Below are 19,237 nucleotides of genomic sequence, written 5' to 3' on the forward strand. Positions count from 1 at the left end.
ATACAGGCAAAGATAGTTATTTCTTTGGATTTTAAACAAATTTGCCCTTTGTATAGCGAATATACTAAGGGCAATAGATGTGTATTTGTGGTTGGCGCTGATACTTTTAATACAATGTTTACTTGAATTGATAGCCTCTGAAAGTACCCTTCATCTTGATAAGATCCGGCCCGAAATAGAATCCGGGTTGCGTTGGCTGGTTATAGCCAACATTCTGGGTAGCGATACTGATTCTGTATATGGGTTCCTCAAGGAAGGTATGGAATCTGTATTCGGTTGGGATAGTCGACACATAGAGACGAAGAGAAGCGTTATCCTCGGAGCGCACGAGTACTTCTTCCCGCCAGTCGCCTATCATATCACCTTGTAGGCAAGGATTTGATTTCGTTCCATTGTTGAAAAGAGTCCCCGTGAATTTGACAAGCGGGACAAACTTCTTGTTTTCCCAATCATATTTAATAATCATGTTTCTATCCAGCATTTCACGCAATAGGTCTCCATCCCACCAAACGGCCATATTGGTAGGCGTATTTCTCATTTTGGGAGCAATGACTTCTCCTTTTACGTTTCGAATCCCTTGCGAATCTCCCGACCACATTTCTACGCCCGGATGAGTCGGGTCGATGTCTGCCGCCATGCAACGGCCTACGTCGGTATTACTTTTGATTTGCAACAATACTTCTCCCGTTGCAGCATCTCTATAAGTGGAGCCGTCACGTTTGTTTTCGTGACAGTCCCACACTTGCAGACCTTTTCGTGAAGGGTCAAAATGAGTTAGATGGATGGCATCTCCATGTCCCATTCGGGTAGAATAAAGTCCCTTGCCATTGTGGTCGATAGCACACGAACCATAGATGATTTCGTCGCATCCATCACCGTCCACGTCGCCTACACGCAGATTGTGGTTTCCTTGTCCGGCATAATTTTCGCATCCGGGATTGTTGCTGTCGAATACCCACCGGTTTTTCAGTTCTTTCCCATTCCAGTCGAATGCGGCTAGAACTGTGCGTGTGTAGTATCCCCGACACATTACAACACTCGGATGTATTCCATCAAGGTAAGCAACGCAGGCCAGGAAGCGATCGCTTCGGTTACCTTTTGCATCTCCCCAATCGGTAACATTGCCACGGGCAGGGATATAGTCGATGGTGTGCAGTGCCTCACCGGTGTCTCCTGAAAAGACGGTCAGATATTCCTTACCTTTCAGGATGCGTCCTTGTTTCATTATCTGATTTCTGCTTGGGTCGAAAGTTCCCTCTTCGCGATAGTCCGCATTTGCGTCTCCTATTACTTTTCCTTTGCCGTCTATTGTTCCGTCGGCAGTCCGCATCACCACTTCCGCTTTGCCGTCACCATCCAGGTCGTACACCATGAATTGGGTGTAGTGAGCTCCTGCACGTATGTTTTTACCCAAGTTGATACGCCACAGCTATTCGGTAACAGTCGATATATACTTCACCCGTATAACCTTCGTGTGAGTTGTCGCGTGAATTGCTGGGATCCCATTTCAGGATAATTTCGTATTCGCCGTCACCGTCTACATCCCCGATAGAGGCGTCATTGGGGCTGTAAGTATAAGTCTCGCCCGCCGGTGTGACTCCGTTTGCCGGTTTTTGCAGGGGAATTTCCAGATAGCCGGAAGGCGCATTTTCCGGAAGTGTGTATGTACCGTCAATGTGATGTGTCTCTTTTCCTTTTATAACGGGACGCACTTCGTAAACTGCTGCTTTCTGACTGTTGTTCTTATCACGAAACAGGGTGCTGACTGTGACAGGTGTGTCTGTCAGTTTTTCCCCGTCTTTGTACACATTAAAGCCGGTTTGTATCGGATCAGAAGAAAGATACCTCCATGAAACGATCACTTCTGAAGGATTCTCGCGAATGGCAACTACACCGCGGTTTAGTTTCTCCCGTTGTAACTTTGAATAGTTATAACCGGTTTGTGCCGTCATTGTTGCAACAGGCGGTAACATGAATATGCACAATAGATAAATTGCAATTTTTCTCATATTTGTTTGATCGGTTTGGAACTTATTATATTTATTCACTCGCAAAATTACTCCTTTTTTGAATGTACGAAATGGAGAAATGTACAAAGACTATATACAATTGTGCACCTTTTGAAATTAATTATCTATTCGACATAATATTCTATCTTTTACGTACATCCGTCCATTACCTCTTTGATGAGATGCGATAATTTTGCAACGTGAACTAAAAGCAAGAATTATGAAATATCTTTTATCTATTGTACTATTGGCATTGATTGGTTTTACGACTCCCAAAAAGACAGTTTCCGTTTATGATTGGGGAAGCGCGTCTGTAGAGCCGGATTTATCGTGGGCTGATCAGGTGGGGGCGCAAAAAACTCCCAAAAACAAGGAATGGGATGCTGGGAAGTTCGGATTGCGAAATGATACCTCTGTATTCAGTACCCATGCCATTCAAGCGGCTATCGATGCTTGTTATCAACAGGGAGGAGGTACGGTTGTTGTTGCTCCGGGATATTATAAAATAGGAGCCTTGTTTATCAAGAGCGGAGTGAATTTACATCTTAGTAAGGGCACCACCTTGCTGGCAAGTGAGAATATTCTGGATTATCCGGAGTTTCCTTCCCGTATTGCCGGTATCGAAATGACGTGGCCTTCAGCTGTTATCAATATAATGGATGCGGAAAATGCCGCCCTTACGGGGGAGGGATTTATAGATTGTCGCGGAAAAGTTTTCTGGGATAAGTATTGGGCTATGCGGGAGGAATATGAGAAGAAGAATTTGCGGTGGATTGTGGATTATGATTGCAAGCGCGTACGGGGAGTACTGGTTTCCAATAGCAAACATATCACCTTGAAAGATTTTACATTGGTGCGTACCGGATTTTGGGCTTGCCAGATTTTGTATTCAGATCATTGTTCGGTGAACGGTCTTACTATTAATAATAATGTAGGTGGTCACGGACCGAGCACAGATGGCATTGATATTGATTCGTCCACTAATATTCTGATAGAAAACTGCGATGTGGATTGTAACGATGATAATATTTGTATCAAGGCAGGGCGTGATGCGGACGGGCTGCGTGTGAACCGTCCGACAGAGAATGTGGTGGTTCGTAATTGTATTGCCCGTAAAGGTGCGGGGTTACTGACTTGCGGAAGTGAAACTTCTGGTTCCATTCGCAATGTACTGGCCTATGATCTGACAGCTTATGGTACAGGAACGACCCTACGTCTGAAATCATCCATGAATCGTGGCGGAACGGTTGAGAACATCTATATGACACGTGTTGAAGCTGATAGCATCACTCATATTCTGTCTGTCGATTTGAACTGGAATCCAAAATACAGTTATTCTGCGTTGCCGGAAGAATATGAAGGGAAAGAAGTTCCTGAACACTGGACTACGATGCTGACTCCGGTAGAACCGAAAGAAAAGGGGTATCCTAATTTTCGGAATGTGTATTTCTCTCATGTAAGGGCAGGTGCGGCAAAACGTTTTATTTCTGCTTCAGGGTGGGATGCCAGTCATCGTATCGAGAATTTTTATCTGTCTGATATTAGTGCGGAAGTGGAATCTGTCGGGAAGATAACTTATGGAAAGAACTTCCAGTTGCAGGATATCCATTTGAAGGTAAAAGATAAAAGCAGGTTGCGTCAAACGGATAATGTGGATAGTAAGATTGAGATTAATTACAAATAATTCTTCTTATGGGCGGAATGCTCTTGACAAAGCCTTTTTTATGTTGTATATTTGTGGATGTGAATATCAATGAATAAAAGGTATCATTAAAAAGAATGAAAAAGAAACTGGTACAATATGATGACAATATAGTAGGAAATTCTTGCAGTAGTTAAACTGTGAGAGTTTTCGTATGAGCTAAAGGCTGCGAATCTTTATGGGATTTGTAGCCTTTTTTGTTGCAAAAAATCATGGTTATGCTCTTAAATTAGGAATTTATAGTTTATAATAAATTGGGGTGACGTTTATAATAAACTCCTCAATAATTTATTAAAAACGGTGGAGAGGATTATGAAAGATGGGTCAGCTTTTTTCTTCTTTAATGTAAGATGAAATATAACTTGATTGGGATTTTCCTATGGAAAGTAAATGATATAAACGTAGTTGTCACAAAATTCTATTCTTTACGTACGATATTACAGTTCTTGTGATATAAAAAGCAGTAGCTTTGCAATAACATAATAATGATATACCATGAAACGCATTGGTCTTTTTCTCTTTTTCATAGGATGTTTCCTTTTATCTCTTCCGGCGACGAACTATTTTGTGGCCATCAATGGAAATGATTCGAACAGTGGGACGATTGATAAGCCTTTTGCCACCTTGGGCAAAGCACAATCAAAAGTGATGGCAGGAGATACTGTATATATCCGGCAAGGGACATATCGAGTGTCGGAAGCAGAGATAATGGAACATTATACAGCTGGAAGTACCACTTGGAGCCGGGTGTTTAAAATGTCAAAGAGTGGAACTGGTCCGGATAAACGAATCTGTTACTCCGGCTATAAGAATGAGCGTCCTGTTTTTGATCTTTCGGAAGTAAAGCCGGAAAACGAACGTGTTATTGTATTCTATGTGAGTGGCTCTTATTTGCATTTCAGAAATATAGAAGTAGTGGGGACACAAGTGACTATTGTAGGACATACCCAGTCCGAATGTTTTCGCAATGAAGGGGGCAGTGATAATGTCTACGAGTATTTGTCGATGCATGACGGCATGGCTATCGGCTTCTATATAGTGACAGGTAAAAACAATCTGGTGTTGAATTGTGATGCATACAATAATTATGACCCTGTATCCGATGGCGGTAAAGGAGGAAACGTCGATGGATTCGGGGGACATCTTACTTCGCCCCAATATACGGGTAATGTATTCCGAGGCTGCCGTGCCTGGTATAATAGTGATGACGGGTTTGATCTGATAAACTGTCAGGCAGCTTTTACCATTGATAACTGTTGGTCTTTCCTGAATGGATACACGAAAGATGGTGGCAAGGCGGGTGATGGCACCGGATTTAAGTCGGGAGGATATGGAATGAGTGATAATCCCAAAGCACCAAGTGTAATTCCCATGCACATCGTCCGGTATTGTCTCGCTTATATGAATAAAAATAAAGGTTTCTATGCTAACCATCATTTGGGAGGAATAGCCTGGTATAATAATACAGGTTATCAGAATCCGTCTAATTTCTGTATGCTGAATAGAAAGACTGCATCGGAAGCTGTTGATGTGCCAGGGTATGGTCATATTATTAAGAATAACTTGTCGCACAAACCGAGATCTTCGGGAAAGCATATCATAGATGTTAATCAGGCTGAATGTGAAATAGTGAATAATTCTTTCCTTCCGGTGGGGATGGTTGTGACGGATGATGATTTTGTCAGTCTGGATGCCTCTCAACTCACTCTACCTCGTAAGTCGGACGGAAATCTTCCTGATATGGATTTTTTGCGATTAAAAACGGATAGTCAATTATATAATGCCGGAGTGGGGTGTTTTCTTACAGAAGGTGATGAAGATACTGTTTATGGATGGTTGGAAGATGCAGCTATCTTTGTTGAAGGGGATGTTGCAAAAGTGGTAGGTAAGGGTGCGGAAGCTTTTGTGCATTTTTATATTAATGGGAAGGAGGTCTCTTTTTCTGATAGACAAGTAGACTTGTCTGTTTATAAAGGAGGGATTGATTTACAAGCGACAACAGATAATGGTGAAATAACTAAATTGAAAATTATCAGATGATAGAAAAATGTAGATTCTTTCCTCTATTGCTACTATGTGTCCTTTTTACATCATGTAGCAAAGAAGAGGTTCTTGCAGAGGAAGCAGGCATGACTGGAAATCCCCATTTCACTTGGGATACTACTGTCGAACTGGAGCAACCGAATAACTGGTGTATGACTTTGTCCACAGAAAAGATTGCGATAACTAATGTTGCAGAAGGTAGACAGTATATACTTACTTGGAAAGGAGGACTCACAGCCGGGCAGAAAACTGATGGAATATTAAAGACTGTTGTACGAGGTGAACAGACAAGGAGTACGGATTTAGAACTGCTTGAAATAAAAGATTCGGGTAGTAACATTTATGAGTTCTTTCTCCGTGGTGGCGGACGTAAAGGAGAAATTGTGATTACGAGATAATATTCTGCCGGGGAATTAATTTCCAGACGTCGATATAAGAAAAAAGTCTATTTGTAGCGTGTCTTCTTTTATAAAGAGGATGCGCTTTTTATTTAGGAGACGGAGAAATTATACTGATTTTAGGTATGTAGAAAAGTGTATCCGGATATGGAATATTGTATACGAATAAGTAGTATTTGAGGCTTTTGCATGGAACTCCATAAGAAAATCAATATCTCCATATCCTTAAGCTTGGGGTGAATGGGCAGATGCGATACTTTTGCAGAAAAAGTAATAAGCAGTAGAAAATGATAAAATCAGCAATTTTAATAGTAGCGGCATGTTGTAGCTTACAACTATTTAGTCAGGAGAAATTTCCCGATGGCAAAATGATACCGGATTGGTTTTACCAAAATGAGAAAACTGATATCAGTATAATGGGAAAGAAATTCTTGATTACAGATTATGGAGTAGTGAATGACAGTACACTGCTACAAACTGAAAGAATCCAGGCTGTTATAGATTTGGCATCCGACAATGGTGGGGGAGTTGTTGTCATTCCGGAGGGCACTTATCTTAGTGGCGCACTTTTCTTCAAACCGGGAACACATTTACATCTGGAATCAAAGGCTATATTAAAAGGTAGTGATGACATTAGCAACTTTCCTGTAATAGAAACACGGATGGAAGGACAGAATCTGAAATACTTTTCTGCCTTGATTAATGTTGATAAGATTGATGGTTTTACTCTTTCTGGGAAAGGAACGATTGACGGAAACGGTGAGCGATACTGGAAATCATTCTGGTTGCGGCGGCGGGTTATTCCTAAATGTACTAATATGGATGAATTACGTCCCCGTTTGCTTCATATATCCCATAGTAATAACGTACAGATTTCGGATGTACGGCTGGTGAACTCTCCGTTTTGGACGACTCACATTTATAAGTGTGATAGTGTAAAACTCTTGGATTTATATATCTATTCTCCTTCTTCCCCTGTAAAAGCTCCCAGTACAGATGCTATTGATATTGATGCATGTAAAAATGTACTGGTTAAGGGATGTTATATGTCTGTCAACGATGATGCAATTGCTTTGAAAGGCGGGAAAGGACCCTGGGCGGATCAAGATCCCGATAATGGTGGCAATTGTGATATTATTATTGAAGACTGTGCTTTCGGATTTTGTCACGGAGTGCTGACTTGTGGAAGTGAGTCAATCTATAATCATAATATAATTCTCCGGCGCTGTGATTTGGATCAGGCTAAACGCCTTTTATGGTTGAAAATGCGTCCGGATACTCCTCAACAGTATAAGTACATCTTGGTTGAAGACATAAAAGGGAATGTTCGCAATTGTATCTTTATTGCTCCATGGACACAGTTTTATGATCTGAAAGATCGCAAAGATATGCCGGTCTCATATTCCAGCTATATAACGATGCGTAATATTCGCCTGGATTGCGATTCCTTTTTTGCTGTAGAGAAATCAAATCAGTACAAATTATCCAATTTCTGTTTCGACAATCTGGCTATCAAGGCGAAAAAGGATGTGAAGATAGATGAAAACATAATTGATTCACTCATCATAAGAAAGGTTGAAATAACTAAGGTGAATTAAAAAAGAATGGCAGAAAGACTGGAAAATTGTACATGGCCTGTAAAATTGTACAAAAACGACGTCTGATAGGCTGTACGCATATGAATTTACATAAGAAAGTCGAATTCTCCATATTCCTTTTCTTTAATTCTGCCATGTAATACGGTATCTTTGACATGTACTTATTTAGTAAAACATTGAATCTAAAACTATAAAATACAATGAAATTCTGTAGAATTATTTTTTGTCTGTGGTTATTGATCTGTTTTTTCCCTTTGGGAATTTATGCAGATATACAACTTCCCTCCATATTATCAGATAATATGGTACTTCAGCAAAATGCGAAAGTATGTTTCTGGGGAAAAGCACGTCCCGGAGAGAAGATTCAGGTAAAGACTTCGTGGGATCATAAGAAATATAAGGTGGTTGCTTCAGAAAACGGTCATTGGGAATTGATGATACAAACACCGGCAGCCACTTCCGGACAGTCTGTGATATTGAAAGGTGATAATAAGATTCATATCAATAATATATTAATAGGTGAAGTTTGGCTTTGTACCGGACAGTCAAATATGGAATTTCCAGTAGCTCGTAATCCGCAAGTGAAATGGAAAACAGGAATGTTGAATGAAGCGGAAGAAATGAAAGATGCTGATTTTCCGGAAATCCGTCTGTTTCATGTAGAACATCAGATGGCACCTGATGGTGAAAAAGAGGATTGTACTGGGAAATGGGTGGTTTGTAGTCCGGAGAATCTGAAAGACTTTTCTGCTGTAGGATTTGTCTTTGGACGTAAATTGTATAAGGAATTGAGTATACCGGTTGGTTTAATTCAGTCTACTTGGGGAGGAACACATGCCGAATCCTGGACCAGTATGAAAGTGATGGAAAACAATCCGCTGTATGCCGACGTCTTAAAACAGTATTCAAAGGAAAAGGTGAGTAAGGAAAAAGATAAGTGCAAGGTTCCGGCTACATTGTGGAATGGTATGATTGCTCCTATAGTAGGATATACTGTGAAAGGGAATATATGGTATCAGGGAGAGTCAAACTCTGTTCGCTATGAGAAATATCAGGAAGTATTTACTAATTTGATAAATAGTTGGCGGAAAGAGTGGAATCAGCCGGATATGCCATTCTATTTTGTACAGATTGCACCACATTATAAACAACCGGCAGGTATTCGTGAAGCACAATTAAAAACATGGTTAGGTGGACTTGAAAACATTGGTATGGCAGTAGTGACGGATGCAGCCGATTCTACAGACATACATCCACGAAATAAAGTTGCACCGGGCGAACGGCTGGCAGCTTGGGCATTAGCAAAGCAATATGGTAAAAAGATTGTTTATTCAGGACCTCTCTACAAATCTATGAAAGTGAATGGGAGAGAAATTACATTAGATTTTGATTTTGCGGAAGGTGGCCTGCAGACACCTGGCAATGAACCGGTAAAAGGATTTTTTATTGCTGGTAGTGATGCGCGATTTTATCCGGCTGAAGCCGTAATTGATGGAAGTTCGATCACACTTTCTTCAACTTATGTCTCTGTACCTGTAGCTGTACGCTACGGTTATGGGACTTTCTTTAGAGTGAATCTGTTTAATAAAGCCGGACTTCCGGCAGTTCCTTTCCGTACAGATACTTTTGCTCCCGACACTTATTATCGACTATTTGCCGATTCGGAAATTCGCCGTTTTCCAGAAGCTTGGCAGTTGGATCATGGAAAACGCCTGTATTTTGGCTATGCGCAAGGTGTAGGTTGTTGCGCAATGTTACAGGTTTGGAAGAAAACAGGAGACCCGAGATACTTTGATTATGTGGAAGCATGGGCTGATTCTTTGATAGATGATAAAGGAGATATTCATTTATATAAGAAAGAAACCTATAATTTGGATTATATCAATTCCGGGAAAGTTCTGTTTGATTTATACGATGAAACCAAAAAAGAGAAATATAAATTGGCTATTGAGAATCTGATAGATCAATTGAAAAAACAACCTCGTACAACAGATGGAGGTTTTTGGCATAAAAAAATATATCCTTATCAGATGTGGTTGGATGGATTGTATATGGCTTCTCCTTTTATGGCTCGATATGGAGCTGAATTCAATCATCCGGAATGGATTGATGAGGCTGTTAAACAGTTCACTCTCTGCCATCAACATACTTATGACGCCAAGACTGGACTTTATTATCATGCATGGAATGAGGATCGGAGTCAGCGATGGGCTGATCCGGAAACCGGTCATTCCCCAAATTTCTGGGGACGTAGTATCGGTTGGTGGTTTATGGCTTTGGTAGATGCTTTGGAATATATTCCCCAAGATCATTCAGGTTATGCTGATATGATTAAATGGACGAAGGGCTTAGCGGAAACTCTTTCAAAATACCAGGATAAAAACGGTTTGTGGTATCAGGTGATTGACCAACCTTCACGTACAGGTAATTTCCCGGAAGCATCTGTTACAACACAGTGTATGTATGCTTATGTGAAAGCTGTGAACAAGGGATACATTGATAGTCGGTATCGTGCCATTGCAGAAAAGGCTTTTAAAGGTCTGTGCGATAAACTACTGATCTCCAATCCAGACGGAACATTGACATTAACCAAATGTTGCCAAGTAGGTGGATTAGGTGGTAAGCCTTATCGGGATGGCAGTTTCGAATATTATATAGGAGAGAAAATGAGAGATAATGATGCTAAAGCAACAGGACCTTTCATTATGGGATGTATTGAGTTGAATAAATAATATGAAAATAAAAATTGTGAAATAACGAGATTTTATACGTGTTTAAATAAATATATCTACAAATAGTTTAATTATTTAATTTAATTATATATGAAAAACATTACATTATTAAAAGCAAAAGTAGGAATATTAGCAGTTTCCTGTCTTTCTATTACTGCTTTGTTTGCATGTGTTGATAAGGATGCTAGGAGTGACTTGAGTCCCAATTTGCCAACAGATCAAGCGCAAAATGGGGATTTTGGTGATCAAGGGGAAGGCTCGGATCAAGGGCTTAATTTCCCGGTTTTTGATGATGGGGTACTTGCTTTTCCTGGTGCAGAAGGATATGGGAAAAATGTAACAGGCGCTCGTGCGGGTGATGGACGGGAAATTTATCATGTGACTAATTTGAATGATGCGGGTCCTGGATCTTTTCGTGATGCAGTAAGTAAACCCTGGCGTATTATTGTTTTTGATGTATCTGGTGTTATAAAGTTGAGTAAGGATCCTATTGTTTTGAAAAGTAATCAGACTATTTTAGGGCATACTGCACCAGGTGATGGAATCGTTCTTTATAATGGACGTGTTTCCGCTTCTGGAGCACATAACCTAATTGTTCGTTTCTTACGTATACGTATGGGAGCTGCCTATCCAAGCGATCAGGTAGATGCTTGCGGAGCGGCTAATGGAGCAGATATGATATTCGATCATTGCTCTATAACTTGGGGAAGAGATGAATGTTTTTCTATCAATCCTGATGGTAAAGGAACTGCACCAAAGAATATAACAATACAAAATTCTATAATCGGGCAGGGTTTGCAGAATCACTCATGTGGTGGTCTGATGCAAACTGATATATCGAATGGGTGTACGATTTTCCGTAATTTATATATTGATAATAAAACTCGAAACCCGAAAGTTAAAGGACTAAACCAGTTTGTTAACAACGTTGTATACAATTGGGGAAGTGGAGCTGCTTATAATATGAGTGGTGATTCTCAAGGTAAATCGGAAACAACCATTGAAAACAACTATTTTATAGTTGGTCCTTGTCATAATTGGCAGAATGTGGCACAACCTGATGAATCAATTAAGACAGAATATGTTCCAATGAGTCCTGCACGACCATTTATTGGTGGTAACAGCAATTTTAATACTTATTGTAAAGGTAATTATTATGATAATAATAAGGATGGTGCATTAGACGGAATAGAAATAACACAAGAAAATTGGTCACAATATTGTAGTGGTTCTCCTGTTTTTCTTGAGGCTCGTTCCGATTTACATCCGATCATACGCAGTCAGAAAAGTGCACAGGAAGCTTATGAATGGGTAGTTGAAAAAGTAGGTGCTTATCTTCCGGTACGTGATGAAGTAGATAAATACTTGATAGATGAACTTACTTCGTTGGGAGGAAAAGGAACGATTATTCAAGATGAACGTAAAACAGAACAATTTCCGTTGGGAGGTCCTGGTACAATAAATGCTGCAGAGAAACCTCTGGACTCAGATAATGATGGGATGCCGGATGCTTTCGAAGACGCATGGGGATTAGACAAAAATGATCCGACAGATGCTGTAAAAGAGGCTAAAAATGGCTATTTGAATATAGAAAATTATGCCCTTTCATTGGAGTATCCTGATGAATATGAGTATGAACTTAATAAGAATAAACAATAATCAATTTGTGTAATATGAAAAACATGACATTTACAACAGTACTACTTTGTATACTGTTCATGCCTTTCTTTATCTCCTCATGTACAGATAAGATAGATGAACATTATGAAGAACCTGAATGGTTGAAAGGTAGTGCTTGGGAAGTCCTGGAAGATAGAGGGAACTACTCGCTATTTTTGCAGGCAGTAGAGTTGGCAGGTTTTAAGCCTATTATGGAGGGAAAAAGTATCCTGACTGTGATGGCTCCGGATGATACGGCTTTTTCGGCCTATTTGGAGAAGCACGGCTATTCTGACATCAGTGAAATAAATTTGGATGAATTGAAAAAAGTGATTGGTTTTCATCTGCTTTATTATTCTTACAATAAAAATAAGTTGGTGAATTTTCGTCCGGAAGGTGATTTAATAACTGATGAGGAAATGAATAAGAATGCGGGGCTGTATTATAAGTTTCGTACACGCAGTAGTAATGTTCCTACTATGGAAGTAGAAGCCTCTACAGGTAAGCGGCGTATGGTTTATCATCTGGACCGTTTTATTCCGGTTTTCTCTTACCGTTTTTGGGATACAAAAAAATTGGATGCAGCATCTAATTATACCTATTTTTATCCTAATTCCACATGGAAAGGGACAGGGGGATTCAATGTTTCCAATGCTGCTGTTAGTGAATATGAAATTTTGGCAGATAATGGTTATGTATATATTGTTGATCAGGTAATTGAACCTTTGGAAACCATTTATACCCAGTTGGAATCAAATGAAAATTATTCGATTTTTTTCAACTTATATAATGAAAATACCACTTATACGTATGACGCTACCTTATCTAAAGATTTTGGAGCAGCCTTGGGGGCAGATTCACTTTTTATTCATACACATGGTACTTCTTTGCCTGCTATAGCTGTGGAATGGTATTCAACGAAATATTCGGATGTAGCCAATAATGCATCAAAAGCATATAGTGTATTTGCACCGTCAGATGTGGCAATGAATAATTTCTTTGATAATTATTGGGAAAAGGGTGGATATGAATCTTTGGATGATGTAGATGATTTAGCAATGAAATATATGTTGAATCAATTTATTTATGAAGATGGAATTGCATTCCCTGATGAAATTACGAGTGGAAAAGTTAAGAATATGTATGACATGGTCTTTAACTTCGATCCTTCTAAGGTGACTGATAAATCAATGTGTGTCAATGGTGTCTTTTATGGATTAAATACAATTGATACACCTATTTTGTTTGCTTCTGTAGTCGGACCGGCTTTTCGTAACAAAGATTGTAATTATTATCTTTATATGTTGGATGGGACTGGACTGATAACTGCCTATTCTTCACAAGATACGAAGTATGTCTTGTTAGTGCCTACTAATGAACAAATAGAGTCAGAAGATATTTACTTGAGAACTTATGCGGATGGAAGTAAGTTACAACAAGAAACCGAGGATGGATTGGTAGATGTTTCTTCTTCTGTAATGAGAACTATTGTAAACATACATACGGCTACTGGTGTAGACGGACTGAAAACAAATGGGACACAGGTTCTTGCTACACAAACCGGTTTTAATTATTGGTATGTGAAGGACGGGAAGATAACAAGTAGTGCAGCTTATAATCAAATTTTGGAACCGGATAATAATGTGGAACCTTTCTCTGAATTTACAGAAGTAAAGAACGGCAATGACAACTGGAATAATGGAAGAACTTATATGTATAGTGGAACAGCTTTGTTTCAAGCGCAAGAAGGTGATGGGTTGCAACATAAATTAAGCGTTTGTAATGATAATCGTTATGTTTACTATCAGTTTGCACAGCTGTTGCAGAAAGCTGGTATGGTAATGTCTAGCAACTATATATTCGGACTAGCAGGAGCTTCTCATGTTATAGGCTTTATTCCGACAAATGAAGCCATTAGTACAGCAATAGCTGCAGGGCAAATTCCGGGCATGGATGCGACCGGAGCGGTAACTAGTAGTTCGCAACTTCGTCAATACCTGCTTTCATATTTTATACGTGATAGGGAAAATGCACTTATTTCTTATCCTTATCCGGGGTCGGCTATGAAGAGTTCTACATATGTTACTGCTAGTGGAAAGTCTTTGACGTATACAGATTCCGGAAGTTTATTAAGCATAATGGTAGATGGAAAAGTGGCAAACGTGATTTCTGATTATAATTTCTTCCCGTTTGCGTTTGACGACGGATGTTTTCAGTTGATTGATACAGTCCTTTGATATAACCGAATTTAATATGAATATGAAATTAGTAAAATACATGCTGATAGCGATACTTGTTCTGGGGACAGGGGAAGTAGCCGCACAGGTACAAGTCGTGTCCGGTAAGGTGACCGAAATACTGGGAAATCAGGTCGAACCGATAGTCGGTGCGAATGTGAATATTGTGAATGCTCAAAACCGTTCTGTAGGAGGTGCGGTGACCAATTTGGATGGTGACTACCGTTTACAAATTCCTGCACAAGAAAACAATCTGACATTGGTATATTCATACATTGGTATGAAAACGAAACGAATCAAATATACTGGTCAGAAGGTATTGAATGTAAAACTGGAGTCCAATGTGGAAACGTTGGATGAGGTTGCTATCACTGCCAAACGTATCGAACGTAATAATATGGGTATCGGACATAAAGAGAATGTGTCTGCGACCCAGAAGGTAATGATGGAAGATTTGATTGCTGCTGCTCCGATAGCTACGGTAGAAGAAGCCCTACAAGGTCAGTTGAGTGGTGTAGATATTGCTTTGAGCGCTGATCCGGGAGCACGGAGTTCCATCCGTATTCGTGGTACCAGTACGTTGAATGGCTCTGTCGAACCATTAATTGTGATTGACGGGGTTCCTTATACACAAGAACTGGATGATGATTTCGATTTCTCTACTGCCAATGAAGAAGATTTAGGTGCTTTATTGAATATTGCTCCTACTGATATAGAATCGGTAGAGGTTTTGAAAGATGCGGCTGCTACAGCTATTTGGGGTACGAAAGGTGCTAACGGCGTGTTGTCCATTACAACTAAGAAAGGTAAGACTGGAAAAACAACATTTAATTTTTCTTCTAAGTTCACTGCGAAATTCGAACCGAATAGTATTCCAATGCTGAATGGATCAGAGTACATTGCTATGGTGCAGGAGGCTTTGTGGAATAGTGCTAACTACACGGGACTGAATGCTGATACTTATTTAAAGTATTTGTATGATACACCTGAAATCAACTACTCGCCCAATTGGAACTATTTCAATGAATATAATGTAGATACGAACTGGCTGGACGAGGTACGTCAGAATGCATTTACTACAGACAATACATTTTCTATGAGTGGTGGTGGTGAAAAGGCTACTTACCGTCTGTCATTGGGATATTTAAGTGAAGGAGGTACAACCATCGGTACAGGACTGAAACGTTTCAACTCATCTTTGCGTGTAGACTATAATTTCTCGGATAAGTTGAGATTCGGAGCAGATTTCTACTTTACACAGTCTGATAAGGATGACAATTGGGCACCAAAAGATAGCAATGTACGTTCGGAAGCGTTTAAAAAGATGCCGAATAAATCTCCTTATTATATGGATGAAGATGGAAATCGTTCTTCACAGTATTTTTCTTATCAGACGAAGGATTGGGAAGGTGAATTTAAGGCAAGTAACAATAGTGCCTCTCATTTTAATCCGGTAGCTATGGCAAACGAGAGTTATAAAAATACTATGTCACGTGATAGCCGTGCTAATTTCCGTATTGATTATAAAATACTTCCGTATCTGACGTATTCGGCTTATGCTTCTCTTAAGATGTCGACTACTACAACAGACAAATTCCTTCCTCAAGTTGCTACGGGAGTGGCTTGGACAAGTGAATATGCCAACCAAAGTACTGCTGCTTCTTCAGAGAGTCTAACGTTGCAAACGGAAAACAAATTGATATTCAATAAAAACTGGAAGGATAAACATAATTTGATTGCAACTGCTGTATTCCGTACTACGCAGGCTACCAGTTCTAGTGCTACAAGTACTTCTTATGGTAATGCTTCATCTGGTCTTGCAGATCCGATTACAGGTAGTTCTGTTTATAGTCTGGGTTCAGGGGAGTCGGAAGCACGTAGTATTTCCGGAACCGGTTTGATTAACTATACTTTGTTGGATCGTTATGTATTCCATACTTCTGCAACGATGGATGCTAATTCTGCAATGGGTAAGTCAGAACGTTTGGGTATTTTTCCTACTGTGGGAATTTCTTGGAATATGCAAAATGAACCATTCATGAAAAATACAGAAGACTGGATGGATGAAATCAAACTTCGTTTCAGCATCGGACAAAGTGGTAATGCTCCCAAAGGGACGGCCGCTTATTATGGAGCTTATAGTTCACGAGGAGAATATATGGATATGTCTGCTATTTATCCTAGCAGAATGCAGTTGAACAATTTGAAATGGGAAACTTCAACAGAATATAATTTGGGTGGTGATTTTAGCTTTTTCCATGGCAAGTTAAGGCTGACTTTTGAGTGGTATAATAAATATATTAAAGATTTGCTGCAGAAAGAACCGAAAATGCCGACTACTACAGGATTCTCTAAGAATAAATGGTACAACTCTGGAAGAATGGAGAATAAAGGATGGGAGGCCCGTATCGATGGTGTATTGTATGAAAAGAAAGATTGGCGTGTTAGTGCCTATGTTAACTTGAGCCGTAACACGAACGAAATTACCGAACTGCCTGAAACAATGAATCCGGAGCCTTATACCTTTAAAAATGGTGAGTATGCTATTCGCATTGAAGAGGGACGCCCGTTTGGTTCTTTCTATGGTTATCGTTACAAAGGAGTCTATCAGAATCAGGAGACTACTTATGCACGAGATAAAGAGGGAAATGTTATGAATGATGTGAACGGTAAACCAATTGTTATGAAGAATGGTGCTAAGCAGGTATGTCCGGGTGATGCTATTTATGAAGATATTAATCATGATGGTGTGATAAATGAATACGATATTGTTTATCTGGGCAACTGTAATCCGATTCTTACTGGTGGTTTTGGCTTTACCGTTAAATATAAGCGTCTAAGTTTGAATGCATTATTCTATGGTCGTTTTGGACAGAAAATTATTAATGCGACTCGTATGGATAATGAATCTATGTATAATGCCAATAACCAAAGTAAAGCGGTTTTGCGGCGTTGGAGAAATGAAGGAGATAATACGGATATTCCACGTGCTTTATATAATGAGGGATATAACTATTTAGGGTCAGACCGTTTTGTAGAAGATGCTTCTTATGTTCGTTTAAAGACTTTGTCGTTGAGCTATTCCTTGCCTAAAAAGGTGTGCAATTATTTAGGTATCAATACGCTTAATTTCTTTGTTACTGGTTATGACTTGTTAACTTGGACTGGTTACACAGGACAGGATCCGGAAGCGTCTCTTCCTACTTCGGCTTCTAAACTATCGAAAGATAGTGCAAATACACCTTGCTCTCGCCGTTTTTCTTGTGGTTTAAATTTGAATTTCTAATACATTTACAGACATGAAGAAACTGATTTATATAGGGATAATGGCAGGTAGCCTGCTGCTGAACAGTAGTTGCAGCGATTGGTTGGACTTGCTTCCCAAAAATGAACAAGTGACTGACGCTTACTGGAAATCGAAAGAAGATGTAGAAGCGGTCATTGCTTCCGGTTATTATTATATGCGTTCCTCCTGCCAGTCATTGCTGAAATGGGGAGAACTGCGAGGGGCCTCTATTTGTACCTTGACAGGTGATAAGGATGGGATGAAGTTGCAGAATTTCCAGTTGGATGGAACAGAAGCTATTTGTAAATGGGAGAACATGTATCAAGTGATCAACATGGCCAATGTGGTCATCGCTCATGCTCCGGGAGTACGTGAAATAGATGACACCTATACAGAAGGTGCAATGAATGCACATCTTTCCGAAGCTTATTTCATGCGAGCATTAATGTATTTTTACTTGGTACGCAATTTTAAAGAAGTGCCTTTGGTAACAACTCCTTATGAGGATGACTCTACTCCGTTTTCTATTGCCAAATCTTCAGAAGAAGAAATCTTGAAGCAAATTAAGGCGGATGTGCAAACAGCTCTTGACTCTGGAGGTGCGAAGGAATTTTATGATAATGATAATTGGAATGCTTCCAAAGGACGGGCTACTAAATGGGCTTTGTATGCATTAATGTCGGAAGTTTCCTTGTGGACCGAAGATTATGATACTTGTATTAAGTATGCAGACCTATTAATCAACGCTACTGCATCACGTCGTCCGGCATTTATTACAATTCCGGAGAACTGGTATACAATTTTTAATCCGGGGAATAGTAATGAATCCATTTTTGAAGTGAACTGGGATGGCAACACCTATAGCCAGACGGGAGGGCCAAGTGCTATGTATACGACTGGTACAAATCCCAATTATCGATATTCTACTAAAATGGGTGAGGATTTGGTCAATGATTTTGAAGAGGTTATGGCAGGAAAAGATGCAATCCGTAGCCAATTTGGTGCTTTTATAGCTTATACTGATGGAGAGAACATCGTTCATTGTATATGGAAATATGAGATGGGCGATACCGACCCAACGAATCCGGATGCAATACGTTTGAAAGATGATGCTAACTGGATTATTTACAGAATGGCAGATGTCATGTTGATGAAGGCGGAAGCATTAATTTGGAAAGGAAAGGAAAATTGGCAGGAGGCTGTTGATATTATAAATCAGATCCGTACTCGTGCTAACTTGCCTGAAAAAACTATAGCTTTAGATGAGGAGGATGAAAGCTCAATGATGGAAAACTATTTATTGCCGGAACGTAATATTGAATTGGCGGCTGAAGGTAAGCGTTGGTATGACATGATACGTTATGCCAAAAGTAAGAACTATGCTCATAAATCAGCTTTTATTGCTTTGGTTCAGCAATACAATACAACAGCGAATGCTAGTTGGATACGTTCAGTTCTTCAGAATGAATATGCATGGTATTTACCAATTCACGCGGATGAAATTGAAAATAACAACTTATTGGTACAGAATCCATATTATGGAATAACAGGTAATAATTAATAAACAGCCATT

General features: G+C 39.6%; 9 protein-coding genes and 1 pseudogene. 9 read left to right on the forward strand and 1 reads right to left on the reverse strand.

Going from position 1 to position 19,237, the window contains the following annotated elements; translation table 11 throughout:
• Window positions 1-118: 118 nt before the first annotated feature.
• Window positions 119-2,009: pseudogene (locus tag H8796_RS11475) on the reverse strand (rhamnogalacturonan lyase).
• 220 nt (window positions 2,010-2,229) lie between these two features.
• Between H8796_RS11475 and H8796_RS11480 the strand changes: the two are divergent.
• The 9 genes from H8796_RS11480 (at window position 2,230) to H8796_RS11520 (ending at window position 19,225) form a co-directional block, all read left to right on the forward strand.
• Window positions 2,230-3,693 carry a glycoside hydrolase family 28 protein gene (locus H8796_RS11480; RefSeq protein ID WP_117937049.1) on the forward strand — a complete coding sequence of 488 codons (1,464 nt, stop codon included), beginning with the start codon at window positions 2,230-2,232 and terminating at the stop codon, window positions 3,691-3,693.
• A 513-nt stretch (window positions 3,694-4,206) separates the two neighbouring features.
• The gene (locus H8796_RS11485; RefSeq protein ID WP_117937051.1) at window positions 4,207-5,751 is read left to right on the forward strand and encodes a rhamnogalacturonan lyase domain-containing protein; all 1,545 of its coding nucleotides are present in this window, start codon (window positions 4,207-4,209) and stop codon (window positions 5,749-5,751) included.
• Complete coding sequence (locus H8796_RS11490; protein WP_117937053.1) at window positions 5,748-6,152, forward strand: hypothetical protein; 405 nt, start codon at window positions 5,748-5,750, stop codon at window positions 6,150-6,152. The genes H8796_RS11485 and H8796_RS11490 overlap by 4 nt, the downstream gene beginning before the upstream one ends.
• Before the next feature lie 287 nt (window positions 6,153-6,439).
• The gene (locus tag H8796_RS11495; protein WP_117937055.1) at window positions 6,440-7,750 is read left to right on the forward strand and encodes a glycoside hydrolase family 28 protein; all 1,311 of its coding nucleotides are present in this window, start codon (window positions 6,440-6,442) and stop codon (window positions 7,748-7,750) included.
• 302 nt (window positions 7,751-8,052) lie between these two features.
• A complete protein-coding gene (locus H8796_RS11500; RefSeq protein ID WP_370449215.1) occupies window positions 8,053-10,482 on the forward strand; it encodes a glycoside hydrolase family 88 protein in 2,430 nt (809 codons plus the stop codon).
• A 90-nt stretch (window positions 10,483-10,572) separates the two neighbouring features.
• Window positions 10,573-12,141 carry a polysaccharide lyase family 1 protein gene (locus H8796_RS11505; protein WP_117937059.1) on the forward strand — a complete coding sequence of 523 codons (1,569 nt, stop codon included), beginning with the start codon at window positions 10,573-10,575 and terminating at the stop codon, window positions 12,139-12,141.
• 14 nt (window positions 12,142-12,155) lie between these two features.
• Window positions 12,156-14,378 (forward strand): fasciclin domain-containing protein, encoded by a 2,223-nt coding sequence (locus H8796_RS11510; protein WP_117937061.1) that lies wholly within the window; start codon window positions 12,156-12,158, stop codon window positions 14,376-14,378.
• A gap of 16 nt (window positions 14,379-14,394) precedes the next feature.
• Window positions 14,395-17,664: a SusC/RagA family TonB-linked outer membrane protein gene (locus tag H8796_RS11515; protein WP_117937063.1), complete on the forward strand. Its 3,270-nt coding sequence runs from the start codon at window positions 14,395-14,397 to the stop codon at window positions 17,662-17,664.
• Between the two features lie 13 nt (window positions 17,665-17,677).
• A complete protein-coding gene (locus tag H8796_RS11520; protein WP_004320935.1) occupies window positions 17,678-19,225 on the forward strand; it encodes a RagB/SusD family nutrient uptake outer membrane protein in 1,548 nt (515 codons plus the stop codon).
• Window positions 19,226-19,237: the final 12 nt, after the last annotated feature.

It is taken from the genome of Bacteroides sp. M10, from assembly GCF_014334015.1.
GTDB lineage: Bacteria > Bacteroidota > Bacteroidia > Bacteroidales > Bacteroidaceae > Bacteroides > Bacteroides intestinigallinarum.

What these genes read in the sequence shown, in the direction of transcription:
- H8796_RS11480 (WP_117937049.1), top strand. Translation starts at nt 2,230, where the DNA reads ATGAAATATCTTTTATCTATTGTACTATTGGCATTGATTGGTTTTACG.
- H8796_RS11485 (WP_117937051.1), top strand. Translation starts at nt 4,207, where the DNA reads ATGAAACGCATTGGTCTTTTTCTCTTTTTCATAGGATGTTTCCTTTTA.
- H8796_RS11490 (WP_117937053.1), top strand. Translation starts at nt 5,748, where the DNA reads ATGATAGAAAAATGTAGATTCTTTCCTCTATTGCTACTATGTGTCCTT.
- H8796_RS11495 (WP_117937055.1), top strand. Translation starts at nt 6,440, where the DNA reads ATGATAAAATCAGCAATTTTAATAGTAGCGGCATGTTGTAGCTTACAA.
- H8796_RS11500 (WP_370449215.1), top strand. Translation starts at nt 8,053, where the DNA reads ATGGTACTTCAGCAAAATGCGAAAGTATGTTTCTGGGGAAAAGCACGT.
- H8796_RS11505 (WP_117937059.1), top strand. Translation starts at nt 10,573, where the DNA reads ATGAAAAACATTACATTATTAAAAGCAAAAGTAGGAATATTAGCAGTT.
- H8796_RS11510 (WP_117937061.1), top strand. Translation starts at nt 12,156, where the DNA reads ATGAAAAACATGACATTTACAACAGTACTACTTTGTATACTGTTCATG.
- H8796_RS11515 (WP_117937063.1), top strand. Translation starts at nt 14,395, where the DNA reads ATGAATATGAAATTAGTAAAATACATGCTGATAGCGATACTTGTTCTG.
- H8796_RS11520 (WP_004320935.1), top strand. Translation starts at nt 17,678, where the DNA reads ATGAAGAAACTGATTTATATAGGGATAATGGCAGGTAGCCTGCTGCTG.